Origin of the sequence: Pseudoalteromonas luteoviolacea (assembly GCF_000814765.1) — a bacterium.
Classification (GTDB): domain Bacteria; phylum Pseudomonadota; class Gammaproteobacteria; order Enterobacterales; family Alteromonadaceae; genus Pseudoalteromonas; species Pseudoalteromonas luteoviolacea_H.
In genome coordinates, this window is sequence record NZ_JWIC01000004.1 from 554,930 (window position 1) to 572,599 (window position 17,670).

At 43.8% G+C, this 17,670-nt stretch carries 15 protein-coding genes; 6 read left to right on the plus strand and 9 right to left on the minus strand.

The features are described from left to right. Nucleotides 1-49: 49 nt before the first annotated feature. On the plus strand, nt 50-544 hold the full coding sequence (locus tag JF50_RS05660) for a CvpA family protein (protein ID WP_039608475.1): 495 nt from the start codon (nt 50-52) through the stop codon (nt 542-544). Between the two features lie 18 nt (nt 545-562). Then, nucleotides 563-2,089 (plus strand): amidophosphoribosyltransferase, encoded by a 1,527-nt coding sequence (purF, locus tag JF50_RS05665; protein ID WP_039608476.1) that lies wholly within the window; start codon nt 563-565, stop codon nt 2,087-2,089. 110 nt (nt 2,090-2,199) lie between these two features. Here the strand turns inward: purF and JF50_RS05670 are convergent, their stop codons facing one another. Continuing rightward, nucleotides 2,200-2,799 (minus strand): Yip1 family protein, encoded by a 600-nt coding sequence (locus tag JF50_RS05670; RefSeq protein ID WP_039608477.1) that lies wholly within the window; start codon nt 2,797-2,799, stop codon nt 2,200-2,202. Between the two features lie 206 nt (nt 2,800-3,005). Here JF50_RS05670 and miaE point away from each other — a divergent pair, with 206 nt between their 5' ends. Continuing rightward, nucleotides 3,006-3,794: a tRNA isopentenyl-2-thiomethyl-A-37 hydroxylase MiaE gene (gene miaE, locus JF50_RS05675; protein ID WP_039608843.1), complete on the plus strand. Its 789-nt coding sequence runs from the start codon at nt 3,006-3,008 to the stop codon at nt 3,792-3,794. Between the two features lie 8 nt (nt 3,795-3,802). On the opposite strand, the gene JF50_RS05680 is transcribed toward miaE, so the two are convergent. From JF50_RS05680 to JF50_RS05715, 8 genes are all read right to left on the minus strand, one after another. Then, nucleotides 3,803-5,137 carry an O-antigen ligase family protein gene (locus JF50_RS05680; protein ID WP_052262141.1) on the minus strand — a complete coding sequence of 445 codons (1,335 nt, stop codon included), beginning with the start codon at nt 5,135-5,137 and terminating at the stop codon, nt 3,803-3,805. A 3-nt stretch (nt 5,138-5,140) separates the two neighbouring features. Further along, nucleotides 5,141-6,541, minus strand: coding sequence for a GumC family protein (locus tag JF50_RS05685; RefSeq protein ID WP_039608478.1), 1,401 nt, complete (start codon nt 6,539-6,541; stop codon nt 5,141-5,143). Nucleotides 6,542-6,551: 10 nt separating this feature from the next. Then, nucleotides 6,552-7,823: a polysaccharide biosynthesis/export family protein gene (locus JF50_RS05690; RefSeq protein WP_052262142.1), complete on the minus strand. Its 1,272-nt coding sequence runs from the start codon at nt 7,821-7,823 to the stop codon at nt 6,552-6,554. Nucleotides 7,824-8,028: 205 nt separating this feature from the next. Beyond that, the gene (locus JF50_RS05695) at nt 8,029-9,036 is read right to left on the minus strand and encodes a glycosyltransferase family 2 protein (protein ID WP_039608479.1); all 1,008 of its coding nucleotides are present in this window, start codon (nt 9,034-9,036) and stop codon (nt 8,029-8,031) included. Nucleotides 9,037-9,046: 10 nt separating this feature from the next. After that, nucleotides 9,047-10,288 carry an oligosaccharide flippase family protein gene (locus JF50_RS05700; RefSeq protein ID WP_052262143.1) on the minus strand — a complete coding sequence of 414 codons (1,242 nt, stop codon included), beginning with the start codon at nt 10,286-10,288 and terminating at the stop codon, nt 9,047-9,049. A gap of 175 nt (nt 10,289-10,463) precedes the next feature. After that, nucleotides 10,464-11,912 carry a sigma-54-dependent transcriptional regulator gene (locus tag JF50_RS05705; RefSeq protein WP_039608480.1) on the minus strand — a complete coding sequence of 483 codons (1,449 nt, stop codon included), beginning with the start codon at nt 11,910-11,912 and terminating at the stop codon, nt 10,464-10,466. 258 nt (nt 11,913-12,170) lie between these two features. Next, entirely contained in the window at nt 12,171-12,776 is a 606-nt protein-coding gene (locus JF50_RS05710) for a hypothetical protein (protein WP_039608481.1), read from the minus strand. A gap of 13 nt (nt 12,777-12,789) precedes the next feature. Further along, nucleotides 12,790-14,418, minus strand: coding sequence for an LruC domain-containing protein (locus tag JF50_RS05715; protein WP_052262144.1), 1,629 nt, complete (start codon nt 14,416-14,418; stop codon nt 12,790-12,792). A 238-nt stretch (nt 14,419-14,656) separates the two neighbouring features. Here JF50_RS05715 and JF50_RS05720 point away from each other — a divergent pair, with 238 nt between their 5' ends. From JF50_RS05720 to JF50_RS05730, 3 genes are all read left to right on the plus strand, one after another. After that, on the plus strand, nt 14,657-15,400 hold the full coding sequence (locus JF50_RS05720; protein WP_039608483.1) for a hypothetical protein: 744 nt from the start codon (nt 14,657-14,659) through the stop codon (nt 15,398-15,400). A 203-nt stretch (nt 15,401-15,603) separates the two neighbouring features. Continuing rightward, the gene (locus JF50_RS05725) at nt 15,604-16,860 is read left to right on the plus strand and encodes a WecB/TagA/CpsF family glycosyltransferase (RefSeq protein ID WP_052262145.1); all 1,257 of its coding nucleotides are present in this window, start codon (nt 15,604-15,606) and stop codon (nt 16,858-16,860) included. Between the two features lie 2 nt (nt 16,861-16,862). Further along, nucleotides 16,863-17,552 carry a sugar transferase gene (locus JF50_RS05730; protein ID WP_052262146.1) on the plus strand — a complete coding sequence of 230 codons (690 nt, stop codon included), beginning with the start codon at nt 16,863-16,865 and terminating at the stop codon, nt 17,550-17,552. Nucleotides 17,553-17,670: the final 118 nt, after the last annotated feature.

A 17,670-nucleotide genomic window follows, 5' to 3' on the forward strand; every position in this document is an offset into this window, starting at 1 on the left:
AGGGCGTGTCTTATAAAATGCGCCCAAAATTAACGACTTGTTGGTTATTATGATTTGGGTTGATTACGCCATATTTACAGTTGTCGGTATTTCTACCTTTTTTGGCCTAATACGCGGCTTTGTAAAAGAAGCTATGTCCCTTGTAGTTTGGGTTGGCGCATTCTTTATATCCAGTCTATTTTATCAATATCTATCCACTTTCCTTACCTTTGTTTCAGAACCCCTTTTAAGAAACGCAGCAGCAATAGCCATACTATTTGTCGCGACGCTGGTATTAGGTGGATTGGTTAATTTTATATTGGGTGAACTTGTACAGCGTACAGGATTATCTGGCACAGACCGCGTTGTTGGCATCTTATTTGGTGCAATGCGTGGGGTATTAGTGGTCAGCGCCCTGTTGTTCTTTCTCGATGCTTTCACCAAAGCCCCAGATACAGATTGGTGGAAGGCGTCGGTAGTAATCCCTGAATTTGGATTTGTTATTGAGTGGTTTTTCTCTTATTTGGAGAACAATTCAAGCTTTTTAAATTCAGCAAACCGTTAATCGGCGAGGAATTTTTTAATGTGTGGTATCGTTGGGATAGTCGGAACATCTCCTGTTAATCAGGCTTTGTATGACGGCTTAACTGTTTTGCAACACCGCGGTCAAGATGCAGCGGGCATCATTACCATTGACAACAATACGTTTAGCCTTCGCAAGGCAAACGGCTTGGTAAAAGACGTGTTTCACACACGTCACATGAAACGACTACAGGGCAACATTGGTATTGGCCATGTGCGTTACCCGACAGCAGGTTCTTCAAGCTCTGCTGAAGCGCAGCCTTTCTATGTAAACTCTCCATTTGGTATCTCATTAGCGCACAATGGTAATTTGACCAATGCCGCGGAGTTAAAAGAGCGTTTGTTTACCAAGGCTAGACGTCATGTAAACACAACATCAGACTCTGAGATCCTGCTAAACATCCTTGCTTATGAGCTAGGTTGCAGCGACAAAATGAAGCTGGATGCAGATGACATGTTTACCGCAATTGCCGCGGTGAATGCGCAGTGTTCAGGTGGTTATGCAAGTATCGCAATGATCATTGGCCACGGCATGTTAGCGTTCCGTGACCCGCATGGTATTCGCCCATTGGTATTTGGTAAACGTGACACAGACAATGGTACTGAGTACATGTTTGCTTCTGAAAGCGTAGCATTGGCGACAGATGGCTTTGACTTCGTGCGTGATGTTGCCCCAGGTGAAGCGATTTATGTAACCGAAGATGGTCAATTTTTCTCGAAGATGTGTGCTGATAAAACCATGTTAGCGCCGTGTATTTTTGAGTTTGTTTACTTTGCTCGTCCAGATTCGACCATCGACAACATGTCAGTTTATGCGTCACGCGTGAATATGGGTACTAAGCTGGGTGAAAAGATCCAACGTGAGTGGGCGGATAAAGACATTGATGTGGTTATTCCAATCCCTGAGACCTCATGTGATATCGCCCTTGAAATTGCCTCAGTACTCAACCTGCCATATCGTCAAGGGTTTGTGAAAAACCGTTATATCGGCCGTACGTTTATCATGCCAGGGCAAGAGCAGCGTAAGAAGTCAGTACGTCGCAAGCTTAATGCCATCGACAGAGAGTTTGTCGGTAAAAATGTTTTACTAGTAGATGACTCGATTGTACGTGGTACAACTTCAGCACAAATCGTTGAAATGGCGAGAGAGGCAGGTGCAAAAAATGTTTACTTTGCATCAGCAGCTCCTGAGGTACGCTTCCCGAACGTATATGGTATCGATATGCCGTCGGCAGCTGAGTTGATCGCGCATGGTCGTGAACTCGAGGATATCAATGCGAGCATTGGCTCAGATGGTTTGATTTATCAATCTCTTGAAGATTTAATTGCAGCAGTTCGCATTGAAAATCCTGAGATCAGTCAGTTTGAAACATCGGTATTTGACGGTCAGTACATCACAGGTGATGTCGATCAAGATTACCTAAACCGTATCGATGCACTGAGAAATGACTCAGCAAAATCAACGCGTGAGCAAGCGATGTCAGCGAGTTTAGAGCTGCATAATCAAGAAACAGGCGAAGGCGAATAAGCAACGCTTACACTTGAATATGTAAAAAGGGCGATGGTGAATACCATCGCCCTTTTAGTTTGATTTCGTTTTTAGGATAAAAGCAAGGTAGCGCGAATCACCACGCTACCCTAAGTAAATGTAGGGCTAATTATGCCATTCGTCCATAAAATCGCCGTTGCAGCAAGAATGATCACCAATAAGATAAGTCCACAGGTGACCATTGAACTGGCGTAGATAAAGCCTCTCTCTTCGGGAATATGCATGAGAATAGGCACACCCGTGTAAAGTAAGTAGACAGAGTAGGCGACAGAGACGATGCCAACACTAACTACAAACCAAAGCTCAGGATAAATGGCGGCAATGGCTGACATAAAGAGTGGCGTTGACGTGTAAGCTGCCAGTTCAAGGGTTTGCGTAAAAGTTGGGGCAGCGCCAAAGGTGACCGCCATCCAATGCGCTAAATAGGCAAGTGCAAATACACCGATGATCAGTGCAAAGTACATAGCAATTGCAATGAGCAGCGCACTTTCATGAGTAAGATATACCGCTTCTCCCGCACCAATTTTCCAACCTAAGTGAACAGAAGAAATGTATCCCATAATACTCGGGATCAGGGCTATTACTATCATATGGGATAGACTAAAGCTGGCATTTTCATGATGGTTGTCAATCGTCTGCCACTCCTCAATAGGGTGAGCATAGAGCCCCCATAAGTGGTTTAAAATCATACAAAGCCTCTCTTTTTTGAGTGTTTTTCACACAACCTCAATTAACATATGAAATATTGGTTAAATTTTGTCAAGCAACTCGGGTTAAACGACAGGTGTTCTTGATCCTAAACAATTGAGCCATGTTATTTCCGCTACGCCAAGATAGAGTGGTACGGTGAGTGTGTGATAGAATTGCGCCATTAGTTCGAAATATTTTGATGATGATGCTAGATAAATACGCAGATTTGCTTGCACCGATATACGAGTTCTTGGGTACATGTACACCCGACAGTTGGATTGAAGAGGCTAAAAAGCCTGAAAACTTGCAACGACTACTTGTTGACCATATGCATTGTGAATTAAAAGCGGCGCAAAGCGCTGCGTTTTTAATTCGTAAATATGCAGTGGACAATCAGTCTGCAAAAACGTTGTTGGGCTGGGTAAAGCCTTATGAGGACTTTGTATATCGTAAAATAGGTGACGGCACGTTTGCAGCGAGCAAAAATGAGTTAATTGGCAGCTTAACTGCAAAACCAGAATATGCCTATAACCAAGATATATTAGACAAAATGGTGCGTCTTATTAAAGAAGAGCTGCATCATTTTGAGCAGGTGCTTGAGATCATTCAGCAAAGAGGCTTGCGTGTACAAAGCCTAAATGCTTCTCGCTATGCTGCGGGTATGATCAAGCATGTACGCACGTTTGAGCCAGCTGCGCTCATTGATAAGCTCATTATTGGTGCATTCATCGAGGCGAGGTCGTGTGAGCGCTTTGCTAAGCTTGCGCCATTTTTAGATGATGAACTGGCGCGTTTTTATGTATCACTACTGCGTTCTGAAGCACGCCACTATCAAGATTATATTGAGCTTGCTGAGCAAGTCGCACAGGCAACCGATCCGACACGTTTTGATGTAACTGCGCGCATTGCCGAGTTTAAAGCCATTGAAAATGCACTCATAGATACACCAGATGAAGACTTTAAATTCCACAGTGGTGTGCCTGTAGCGGCATAAAAACTAAATTAACGCCCCGCGCGTCTGCTTGGAAAGTGCTCTATTTGCCGGTGTTTTCTTGTTGATGCGCGATATGCCTTCTCGCCTTTGAATACGATGCCAAACCATAGCAATGCCGGCCAGTACAAAAACGACAAAATCTCTAAGTTTTCAAAAAAGCTATAACAGATAAACACCGTCATTAAACACAGTGCCGTTTGTGCTGTTTTAGAGTCTTGTGATTTCCATAAAAAGTAAATAAAGGTAAGCGCCATTGGCACGGCAAGGGCGATGGCGCCAACAATACCTTTGACAAAAAGTAGTCCATACCAGCTATGGTGAGAGCCAATTGGCATACGCTCAACGAGTTTAGGCCCGCGCTCAACAATACCGTGACCCCAAATAGGCGCTTCAGCTTCCCAGCGCTGCACGGCTATATTGGCTAATGCTTGCCTTACGCGCGTTGAGCCTGGTCGCTGTTGCTTGACGGCTTCGTAAGAGTCCATCACCCATTGATACACAGGCTCACCGAGTAACAGTATCACGGGCACTAAAAAGCCGAGTAAAAATAAAAACCATGGCTCTTTGAATTTATCGCTGAACATCACCATAGGAAAGAGCATAATAAAAATGGCAATGCCCGCACGGGATTGAGAAAGTAGCAGCATGGCCCAGCATCCAGCGATGGCCCAGCGGCGAATACGCGCGTTTTGCTCTTGCAGGCAAAATACCAGATAGATACAGGCCATAAACCCGGCTGCGGGAGCCCATGGAGTGAAGAAGCGCCATCTTCCAGCACCGGTTTCTGGGTTTATGCCGTAAAAACTCACCATGAAAAAGCTTTCCCCGGGCCCGCCGATGACTTTTAATGGAGAGAGGAAAATGTCGCCGGGTAAGCGACCTAAGTAAAAAATAAAAGAAACCACAGCAAAGATCAGGGTTTGAATACCGATGATGCATACCGCGCGGATCACGACTTCTTTGCGAATTTGAATTAAGTTACCGATTAGAGGAAACAGCGCTAAAAGCGCCCACCCTTTCATCCAGCCGATGGATGATTTTATGGTTTTCCCTATGCCTAATGACCAATTAAAATGGGCAATAATGAGCGCCACCAGCATCACCATCATGGCGATGACCCATAACCACACCATAGGGTTAACTCGGCTGTGTTTTTTATCAACCTCAACATAGAGGCGGGTGATCACCATAGCAAATAAGATCCAGCCAATCACTGAACCGAGGACGTATAGTGTGCCGGTTAAAAAGGAAGGGTAGGTCAGCACTAAGCCAGCCCAGACGACGAATTCCTCTGAGCTGACAAATTCTTTTTTCTCTCCTGGTAATGCTGACAGTAGTAGCATCCATTATCCTTTTGCTTTTGGCTTCTCTACAACGAGTGCAACGATTTCTCTGCGTTTGTTAACCATTAATATAGCAAGTGATGTGAAAATCATCGCAAAAAGCGCTGCAGCAATGGCCAACCCTTTTTTCGGACTCACTGCTTTGAAAGCCATTGAGGGTGGCGTCATAAGTTGCACAATCGGATAGGAAGCGAATACATCGGCTTTACTTGCTTCTAAGCGCGCTGCTGCTGACGTGAATACGGCTTCTGCTAGGTCAAACTCGCGTTGAAGGCGTTCAAGCTCTGCTGCTTCTCGTGCATATATTTTGATTTTTTCGTTTAACAACGTTTGTGCTTGGTCTAGTTCAACTAATTTTGCTTCTTTGCCTTTTTTAACGGCATACGCATTGATAAGATCGGCAAAAAGTTGCGCTCGTTTTGGGTTATTCTTTAAATCTAGCGACGTGAATATATGTGCTGCGTTTGGACCGACTAAACCTTGTGAGCGGTTACGAAGCGATTGTTTTGAGTATTCAAAGCGAGCAAATTCTGCTTTGACTTTCGGGTGACCTTCACCCCAACGTGAACGATATTCGCTTAACTGAGATGCACTAGAAGTCAGCTCTGATAGATAGCCGCGAAACTCACTGTCAGATTGAAGCACAAATGCTTGCCCCGCCATAGCCGGTGATACACCCAAGTCTACACTCAATTGGCTGACATAGTCTTCACCTTGGCCGATCTCCGCTTGGATCATCACCATTTTTTCTCTAATTGAAGACAGAGTTGCTGTTTCTCTTTGTAATTGCTCAGCAGAAACAATGAGTGAGCGCTGCTGGAAATCAATAATGTTATTACGCGTTAGGTTTAGACGCTCACGATATTGGTCTAAAACAGCTTTGATGCTTTCATCGCGGCGTTTGACCTCATCTGCACGCAAATGGTCGAGCTGTGCTTGTAGTGCGTCGTAGATAGCCCATGCTTTGTTTTGTGCAATTTGTGGTGAGTCGCCGGTTGTTTCTACATTCAAAATAGAGGTTTGCTCGGTTAAGCGTACTTTTGGATTGCCAAACTCGCGACCTGTTAGATTCATTGTTTTAGCAGCGCTGTCGATTAGGTTACGACTCATGATCATCTCTTTGTAGTTCACGCGCGGGTTATACCCTTTGCCAAAAGGTGCACTAGTGGATGAGACCACTTGACCTACTTCGTCGATATTGACTTGGCTGTTAGCACCAGTACCCGGTAGCACAATGTCAAAATCACTTTTGAAAGTGGGTGCTTTTTGCAAATAGGCAATCACCAACAATGTAATAACAACATAACTAATCGCACATGCAGCTAAGTATGGTCTGTGCAGCCAACGATAAATCGTTGCTCTAAAGCGGCTGTATGGCGTCGTGACTTGAAGTGCTGTACCCATGATACACCTCCTAAAACACCTTGAATGGTGCGACTAAGTCTAAAACTGTTTGTGCCACGTCTCTTAAATTTGTGATATCAGAGTCGTAACAGGCGATAGCGTCATTTGGCATTACGTATGGATTGATTTTATCTCTATAAGGCATACGCATAAGTTGCTCGATTGAACGCTCTATAACTTGCGTCTGTTTTGTAATTGGGTGGGTGCTGACTAACACTACGCGACGAGGCGCGTTAGTATATGATTTACCACCCACACAGTTGGCAGAGACTGCAGCTTGTAATAAGCGCGTACCATAAGGCAGGCTACTTGAAAAACGACCGATGGCTGCGTTTGAATTACTCTCTGCAGAATCAATCAAGTTCGACATAAATACTCGAAAGCCTTTTGGCGTGATCTGCGACGGTCTCACTAAGTGAGGTTGAAAACACCCTGTACTTGGCACTATCACTTGGTCACCAGCTATCAGTGCATAGTCAGTTACCGGCTCGCCGGTTAAAATACCCGTGAGGTCAACTTCTACCTGCCATCCTGAACGGATTAAAATCACTTGGTCTAGCTTCGCATCTGGGCGAATACCAGAGGCGGTTCTGACCGCTTCAGACAATAAACGCTTTTTACTTTGGTCACCTGAAGCTGCAAGGCGTTCTTGCTGCACTTGCGAGGGGATCGTTGCATTAATTGTCACGCGACCTGGTTCAAATACCGCGCCTGATACAGGCACTTCTATGGAGGCTAAGTTCAGTACTTTGATATTTACATCAAGCGTATGCGCTTTGAATATATTCGCTCTGATCAATGCCAGTTCAATGCGCTCGCTTAAATGCTTGGTGGTCAAACCCGCTGCAAAGATAGGTTCAATCACGGGCATTTCCAATAGGCCAGAGCTATCTAGTATATAGCGGCCATTGAAACCTTCACCAAACTCCATATTAATGTCGATCAAGTCGCCCGGGCTCAGTGGTAAAGAATTTGCATCTTTTCCACCTAGCACAGGTACGGGCGCTTGATTGTTTGGGTGCGTAACAATTGCTTTGTCAACGCGGTACTGTTTTGATATGGCAAATTCGTTCGCGCCTGAGCAATCTAAACCGGCTGCGAATACTGTGCCGGGCTCTGCTGGATTAATCACTGTGCCTTGTGCATCAGGGTGGCCATAAAAACGGTCGTCGTTATCTTCTAACTCTACTGTTCCGTCAATATGTGCACAGCCAGCAGTCAGCGCGATATTGCACACAAGTGCTAATATACTGAGCTTTGTTGAGATGCTGGTGACTGTCATAGTCTATTCCTTAATGAAAGATATTGTCTTAAATAAAGCATTAATTAGGCCAGTTGTCGAAATCATTTAAAAACAGGAGGTTATAAAGTTGTTTTGCGGTTTTTATATTGGCTTTTTGCAATTTGCATTGAGTGGCGTTTGCAAAATAGAAAAACCAGCCTCTGCTGGTTTTTTATTTATGGGTACTGAATGTGATAAGTGAACATTAATGCGACTTTTGAAGGTATGAAACACCGCGCATCGCCGCGTTCTCTATGGTGTTATAAATACAGGCAGGTAATGTACTTAAATACGTACAAGCCCAAGTTGCTAGGGTGCGTTTTGGCTCTTCTTTCAAAATACGCCAGTTAGTTTTAAGTGCTTGGTGCATCAACTTAATTGCCTGAGTGCTGTTTCTTGACTGGATCGCACGGCGGCATAAATAACGTAGCTGATAAGCTTTTGCCAGTGAGGCATATTGATTGAAGAAGGCTTCATGGCCGATACGGTTTTGGTCAACAGCATACTGCCAGCTGGTAAATTGCTTATGCAAGTTAGATGATAAGCCTGATGCGTTGACGCGATAATAAGTCAGTGGTTGGGCAATACCTTCAAATTCAAAATCAGTATCTAGTGCCATTCTCAACCACATTTCGATGTCTTCAGACTGGCGCAGCTCTTCATCAAAGTATTGTGTCCATGCACGCATGCCATCTTGAAAGGCCACTGCATCAAATACCGCTTTTCTGATAACAGGCGCAGAACCATTACCAACCGGGTTGCGGCAAAAAATTTGTTTTGTGGTGATGCCTGTTAAAGCGGGAAATTGGCCAATGCCCAGAGGCGCACCGTCTTCATTCACAAACAGAGATGGGCAGTAGCTCACTCCCACTTTAGGGTTGCTATCTAAGTGTGCGACATGTAATTCTAGTTTTTTTGCTGACCAAAAATCGTCGGCGTCCAGTAGAGCAATGTATTTACCTTTCGCGGCTCGTATTCCTGTGTTTCTAGCACCCGATAAGCCACGATTAAGTTGTTGAATGACTTGAATACGTGAGTCATCAAATTGTGCGACTTTAGCCAGAGTATCGTCACTGCAACCATCATCAATACATAATACTTCAAAGTCTTGATAAGTTTGCTTCAGTACCGAACCGATGCTTTGCTCAATATATTTACCTACATTGTACATAGGAATAACGACGCTAACTGTTGGGTTGATTAAAGTAGTCATAGCAAGCTCCTTAGGCGGCTTTGATGGCGCTGAATTTGACAAGAAGTACATTGATGGCAGGGAATACCAGCCACAATATGCTGCTCAAAAGTAAAACTAGGGCAAATGTGTCTGGCTGCTGTGGTGCGATAGCCAATACACCGATGATGGATACGATAAGGCAGAATGCACATTGTTGTGTTTCTAACTTAAATAGGCCTTTACTGCGTAGCATTGCACTGTAGGTGTCTGACCATACTGTTGTGATTGCAATAAGGCACAATAAACTGGTTGTTGTAAAACTTGCCTGCCAATCTGCTGAGAAAAGAAAGGGTACATAGACTGGCACCAAGACCGATTGGCATACAAAAATGGCAGATACCGCAGCGGTAACCCACATGATTTTTTGATTTAGGTTGCCCGTTTGTGCATTTTTTTGTTGCTGGCAAACATACGGGTAAAGCGCAGTAATGTAGGCTTGGCTGATTGACATGGCAAGTCCAATGCCCGCACTTTTAGCAAAGCTGTAAAGGCCAAACAGTTCAGGTGAAAGTAATCTTGCACCAATGAAGATGTCCATGTTCATACGAAGTGAACGCAGGCCTTCAGCAGCAGCGAGTTGCGTAGAAGAACCAAGTAAATAAAAAAAGGTGTCACGCTTGAAGCCTATTTTATGAGGCAGAGTGTCAACCAGTGAAAAAGCGCCAAGCCATAACAGTGCAAATGCCCATTTTGCGTAAACAATCGATAGTAGGCCCGCATCAAAATATAGCGCAATAGCTATCGTGGTATTTTCTAAAATGATGCAGCAGCTACTGATCATGCTAAACAGTGCCATGCGGTTATCGCGCTGTACCAAAAATGCTCGGGTGCTGACGATAGGGAATACTAAGTAAGTAAATGCCATCAAGGCTACTAAGGTTGTGATGTCATGCTCTGGGAAAAGCCACTGAGTGGCGTAGGCAGTAATGAGTTGCACGATGCAAAGTGCAATGCACAATAACCATTGTATGCACAAGCCATTTGACAGGTAATCAGGTAAATCACAGTCTTTTGCACGGATAATTTGTGCGCCAGTACCTGAGCGTAAAAGTAAACGAATGACTTCATGTATGCTCAGTGCCAACATAGCTGCGCCATATTCGACAGGTACCAAAAATGCAGCCATCGCCATGATGCTCAGTAAGCGCGTAGCTTTGGCTACAACTTCCGCGCCCACCAGCCAAGAGGTGTTTCGCAGTAGTAGCTTCAGTGAGTGTTTACTTGATTGCATTGGCTTTACTCGGTTTTAAGTGATACCTCTATCAATCAATAATTACGCCAATTCTATTTTTATTTTTAACGTTTTGATTTTTATGGTTATTTTGTTTTATTTTATAAGTTAACCGTATTTCTTTGTCGCAATTTGCAATGCAGATGTTTTCTAATTTGCAAAGTGCTTATCCTTGTCAAGGCTCCCATTTTTGTATTTTGCGATACAAAGTTGAAGGACTGACTTCTAATAGACTAGCGGCTTTGACTACATTGTCTTCACAAACAAGTAAGGCTTGTTCAATGGCAATACGTTCTACTTCTGAAAGGGGCACAATGTTGCTGGCATCGGGCGTTACCGTGCTGATTGGTGCAGCCGAGCCATTAGTCGGCTGTGGGACAGATGATGGTTTGTCTTTAGGTTTGAATAGCTCTTCACTGGGTTTTAAATGCAGCTGCTGCATTAGTGTTTCTTCACTTACCATGGGTCCATCGGACATGACTACGGCACTATGAATAAGATTTTCTAGCTGCCTGACATTGCCGGGCCAAGCATAATTCAAAATGAGCTGTTCAGCACGTTTTGAAAAACCGACAAATAGCTTATTTTCCATTTCGCTAAATTTGTTGAGATAGAAGAGTGCAATTTGCAAAGGGTCTTCATCGCGATCAGACAAGGCGGGCATATCTATCGCAATAACGTTAAGTCGATAAAACAGGTCTTCACGTAGCAGCTGTTGTTCAATGGCTTCCAGTGGATTGCGGTTGGTAGCGCACACAAACCGCACATCGACCTTTTCGACTTTGCCGCTACCGACGCGCTGGAAAGTACCCGTTTGAATAAAGCGCAGAATTTTTGCTTGTAGCGCCATATCCATTTCGCCAATTTCGTCTAAAAACAGCGTGCCGCCATCTGCAAGCGTCGCAGCGCCATCTCGATTATTGGTCGCACCAGAGAACGCGCCTTTAATATGACCAAAGATTTCTGATTCCATCAGTTCTGACGGGATTGCCGCGCAGTTAATACAGACAAGTTCGTTGTTGTGACGAGGGCTTAGGTTATGAATGGCTTCCGCGGCCAGTTCTTTACCCGTTCCACTGGGGCCGGTGATAAACACATTAGCACGGCTCGGTGCAGCCTTATCGATACATTTATACACAACTTGCATTGCTAAGGAGCCGCCAATAAAGCGTTGGAACTGAGATCTATGTTCTCGTTTATAGCGCTTTAGACTGGCGCGCAGCATGTTACGCTCAGCAATGAGCATTTTAGTCTGTAGTGCCTGTTCTATGGTGATCCTGAGATTATCGTTATCCCAAGGTTTTTGCATATAGCCCCAAACTTTCCCTTGGTTTATGGCATCAATGAGTGCAGCTTGCTCGGTGAAGGCTGTCAGCATAATACGAATGGTATCTGGGTATTGCTCAGCGATGATGGCGAGCAATTCATTGCCTGTCATTTCTGGCATATTTTTGTCAGTGACGACCACATCGATGGATTCATTCGCCAAAATCTCTAGTGCGGCAGGTCCACCTTCAGCGGTATGAATATGATATTGATCGGAGCGTAATGCTCTGCTGAGTGAGCGCAAAATATGTGGCTCGTCATCAACTAGCAAAATATTAAGTCCTGTTATTTTATCCATTCAAGCGCTCCTTTATTAATTTTTGTTCTCTATTAAGATATAGCAGTGTAACTCTCAGAGTTCCAAAGACTTTTGTTAGAAAGTAGCGGATATTTAATATTTATCACAATGCGATAAATATAACCGCAACAAGCATAGACAAAGATTCTGACTAACGTATAAAGATCTGGCAATTTTGTTGTGACAGGGGGTGGGCGTGTGAAAGAGAGAGAATAAAGTGCGCTCCACATATGCAGAGCACACTTTGGCTTGGAGAGCTTACTTAAATGTATGGACTATTGTCTCGTCTGAATCGAGCGAGAACAGCACTTGGTTTGTCTCTAACATGCTATCCACGCGCACCAGCATCGTTTTTGCGGTCTGTGGTAACGTTAGGGTGTGCTGTAGCTGCCCAGACGGATTAAATCTCAAAGTGGCAACCAGCTTTCTATTACCCATCAACTCGTCTTCAACAGAAGGCACCTCGACATCAAATGAATAAATTTTGATGGTTCTTCCTGCCAAAGACTCACCAAACACATTCTCACCACTGAACTCCATTGTTACTTCATCGCTGGTTCTGAATTTAAAATCAGGCATAACATAGAGATCTGTCGAGTCTGTCGCAGCAGATTCTTTAAGCTCTGATTGTGGCATAAAGTCTTCCATTGCTGCCGTCGGCTCCTGTGCTGGAGTTTGCGCTGGCTCAGTTTGTTGCGGTTCACTGGTAGCTGCGCTGGATGTTGCAGCTGGTTGCGTCGCTGCTTGTGTCGCTGTTGGGGCTGGCGAACTCGATTCAGAGCCGCCACCTCCTCCGCAGCCTGTCATCAGAGTAGCCAGTAGGGTGATGCTGAACATTGCGGTTAAGTTAGTTACTGTTTTCATGGTGCGCTCCTAATTACTCTGATTCTGGCATGTAGTAGTGGGTGTCTCTGTCACTGGTTTTATACCAATCTTGTGCTTGTGCACCGCTTGATTCAACCCAGGTCTCGTAGTTAGGGTATGCCCATAACACATCAATATATTCACGTGGGTAGTTAAACTCTTCACTCACGGTCAGCGCCCAAGGTAAGTTGTCAGCTGTTCTGAAATAACGGTTCAGGCTTGGATCTGATGAGTCATCCACCTTACCAAAACGAGTTTGGTCGAATAAGTCTGTTGGCGGATAATCAGCCATGTGAACTTCTATGGTGCGATCCGCTGTTCTGAAGATAAAGAAGTCTAAATCCGCGATGCTGAGCGAAGGCTGAGATGCCTCAAATGTGACGTCGAGCGTAAATGGTATCGGCTCAAAGTAACTACATTCTTTCACTGTATTAAAGTGGGTACACTTGCCTGATTCACCAGTTTGCGTGAATAGCTGTGTATTGCTCCAAAGTTGTAACACGGCATTTGATTGATATTCCTCTACGTTCTTTTCAAACGTTTGACCGTCTATGGTGACAGTGGCTTTTTCAATGAGTGCCGGTGCTGAGTCTAATATGCGAAGCGCATAGCCATTTTCATATGCAGCACCACGCGCCGTGATCCAGCCGTGTAAAATAAACCCACTGACTTCGTTATTGGCATCAAACGTTGTTTGTATGCGTTGTTTTACGACTAAATCATTTAAGTCATAGTCGCCGCGTTGTGGCCAATTATCTTCATAAGCGAGTGTTGACACACCGGTTTGTGAAGGGAAGTACTGGCTGTGTGAACGTCTGAAATCATTTGGAAATTCATCTTGCTCGTCAGGTATACCATCCGCATCGCTGTCATTGGCTTCAGGCATGACAACAAGATTGCTCGATTGAATAGCGGTGCCTGGACTACTTTGCACACTGAATACGGCATCGTTAAAGTCATTGTCACCCCAAGTGCGCGGTAAGTCTTCGAAACCGATAACCACTTCTTGTTCTTGCTCATCATATAAGAGCACGCAATGCTGTCTTAAGTCTTCAGTCGGTTCAGGATTAAGTGACGAGATTGAGTAGTAGTAAGGTATCTGCCAATTTTTCACCCCTGTGTAGTACCAAAAACCATTTGCTGCGACGAAAAAGCCGATACTAGTGCCCGCAGGGTGTGTGCCGATACTGACGCGGTGGCCATTGGTCAAATGTGGATAGCTTAAGTTAGGAAAGACGATGGTTTCTTGTATTTGATCCGCTGAGGTAGGCGGGTTTTCAGGGTCAAAAGTGAAGTAACCAAAAGAGTTTTTATACCCAGCACCTTCATGAATAAAGGTAATGAATACTTCCGCTTCTTCTACCAAGTGTATAGTTGAACCGCTGTCACCAGTTATAAAAGCTTCGTTAACTTTCGCTTCGGGTAGTGCATTACTAATCCGATGGAAAAAATCACTACCATACTCGTCGCGTGCGTAAATTAAGCTGTCTGGTTTACCTGTATTTTGGTTATATCCGCCTGGCCAAGCTTGCCCAGATTGGAACTGCCATACGTAGTTGCCATCGACAACCTGTACTGCAACCGCGCTTGATGCCATGGTGCAAAGCGCAGCAGAAACGCACATCTTTGTGAAATAGCTCATAACGTGTAGACCTTGTTTTCGATTAAGTTGATAAGACTAGAGCAGCAAATGTGCCAGAAAATAAAGTTTATAAATTACAGTTGCTTGCGTTTTTAAAGTGAGTTTTTAAGGGGGCGATTTTCGCAAATTAATACGCATATTTTTTAGATTTCTTAAAATGAAAAAATATTTCTTGTGCAAACTTATGCTGAGTTTGCTTTATTTAAAAAAGGCACGAAGTCATATTAAGGAGCGGTAAATGACAAAGAATAAAAATGAGACTCTGGTATTTAGTGTGGCTTTGAATGGGTACCAATGGCGTTATAGCCACTGTATAAAAAGTCAAAAGCGATATGCAAAAAAAATGGGGTATGACTATGTGGTTATCACTCGGCCTCTATTTACCTCGTTAGGGGTAGAGTGCTGCTGGCTTAAGTTGTTACTTTTAAAAGGGGCGTTACAGGCGGGCTATATTAATGTGTTGTTTGTTGATGCGGATGCATTCATACAAGATGACTGCCCACAGATTGAATCGCTACTTGTTGCTGATAAGTTCATTTATATGGCCCACGGTTTTAGTGGCGAAATCAATTCAGGCGTGATGTTAGTGCACAATACCCCTGTTGCTATAGCGTGGTTTGAACAAGTGCTTGGCGCGATTGAAACCCCGGTGGCTGAGTCGAAAGGGATTGGCTGGGGGGAAAATGGACATGTCGCGCATTTTGCTAAAAGCACCGGTGGATTTCAGTTGATTTCGGATAAATGGAATAATACGCACTCTAAAGACATGGCGGATTATATTCGTCACTTTAATTATGGCCCTTTGAAAAATAGCTTTTTTGATAAATTGGTCCATAAAATCATTTTTAAAGTGAGTAAGCTATTGCTTAAGTGCGACCTTAATGATGCCCAGCAACAAGGTAAAAAGCTCACCATTGTCAGCAGTAAACTGCCCGCGTTATTTAACAGAGTTCGTCGTATTTATCCGCAATTTAGTAAGTAGTAGGGAGGTATAACGAATAGTTACTCTCATATTTTTTAAATTAAAAAAACACTTCTCGTTGTGCTTTGCAAATTAAGAAATTCTATTCACTCTAAAATTGCAAAGTTGAATTAAATTAATTTAATTCAACACTTTAAATTTTTTATTTCATTTGGCACAGTCCTCGCAATTACCTCTACAACAAAGATTACGGAGGTGGTGACATGGCTGCTCAAACTAACAGACACAATATTGCATCTACAAAAAAAACAAGTGCAACACGTAGTGTAATTAGATTTACGTTTGCAATTGTTTTGATGGTCGCTTTGCTTCCTTTATACATCTTAAACATTCTGTTTAGCATGCTAGTCTTGAAAGCTCCAATCAAAGGTGAAAACTGGATTGATATCGGTGGCGATGTGGTTGAGCTTTACAGCTGGCAAGTTGGTCCGTTCAAATCGAGCGCAAACATAATTAACGTTGCAATGGGTCAAGTTCACTTTGTAGGCACACCCATTATCCGCGGCACAACGTCAATCCCCAATGTAAAGCGGTTCAAATCACCATGTGAAAAAGCGGGTTTATATGATTGCTTACAGTTACATCACGCTACAGGTTTAGTTGCAAGTGATGAACTAACACTGCTGGAAGCACAGGCGACACAAAACTGTATTCAGGACGCAATGCTGGTTTTTAAGTTAGTCGTGTGTAATGCGCTGTATAAAAAAGGTGGCTGCACGCAAGGTGACTGCCAGATGTTTGGCATACCGTTCGCGAATACCACAATGCATGATGCAATTAATTGGGTATGTCAAAGCGAGCAAACACAGACAAACTGTCGCGTCGGTTACTTCCTGAATGTGAATTCAATTAATTTAGCTTCGAGCAATAAATCGTTACACTGTACGTTGTGCGGTAGTGATAAGAACTTTGTTGACGGCTCAGGCATGCGAATAGCAGCACAGCACTCAGGCATCGATTTGGCAGACAATGTTAACGGCACTGACATGTTACCACTGTTGTGTGAGCAGGCTGTACAAACCGAACAATCATTCTTTTTGCTAGGGGCAAAAGAAGGCGTCGCGAAACAAGCAGGCGAAGCTCTACAAGCTAAATACACAGGCTTAGACATTCGCGGCACGCATCACGGTTATTTTAACAGTGATGACGACATCATCGAGCAAATTAATCAAAGCGGAGCAACCATTTTGCTGGTGGCTCTAGGATCACCTCGCCAGGAACTATGGCTTGCTAAAAACAAACATCGTTTAAATTGCCAGTGTGCATTGGCAGTAGGTGGTTTATTTGACTTCTTTTCTGGGGCAATTCCAAGAGCACCGCTCTGGATGCGCGAAATGGGCTTAGAGTGGGTATGGCGTTTAATGCAAGAGCCAAAAACCAAGTTCAATCGCTATGTCATTGGCAACCCCGTGTTCTTATTCCGAGTTTTCATTTTAAAACAATCTATCAGAGGGCTTTAATCATGGATATCACAACTAAAATTGCGACAAACGTGACAGCTACATCAACTCAAACAGCAAAGAAAGTAACAAAACACCATATTGACGGTGTCCACCACGGCATTCCAGTGTGGTTCCAAAGAGCGGTTGCAGCGCTAGGCTTATTAGCCATTAGCCCTCTGTTATTACTATTGATGTTAGCGATAAAGCTAGAAAGCAAGGGGCCAGTGGTATTTCGTCAAACGAGAGTAGGTAAATTTGGTCGTCGTTTCACTATGTACAAGTTCCGTTCAATGTATATGCAGGACGATCCGCGCTTCCAAGCGCCTGACCAGAAAGACAGTGCTAGAGAGGGTGTATGTCAGAAGTATATCCACGACCCTCGTATCACTTGTATTGGTCGTTTCATTCGTAAATATTCGATTGATGAGTTACCACAGTTATTAAATGTTGTAAGAGGCGACATGATGTTAATCGGTCCAAGACCAGCACTAGAGATGGAAGTTGCTCAATACAAACCAGCACAACTGTCACGTTTAAATTCAGAGCAGGGGTTAACAGGTCTTTGGCAAGTAACAGGCCGTGCAGATACGACGTTTGAACAGCAAGTGCAATTGGACGAGCAGTATATTGTTGAGCAGAGCATTATGAGCGACGTTAAGATTTTACTGAAAACCGTACCATGTGTAGTAGGTGCAAAAGGTGCATATTAAAATTCAATCCCTTCACTTTATCCAGCCAGTAACTTATTTACTGGCTTTTTTATTTTAAAAATCCCCGCATTTTGCATTTTCGTTCTGCAAATTCTCATAGTGAAAATACCCGCCATTT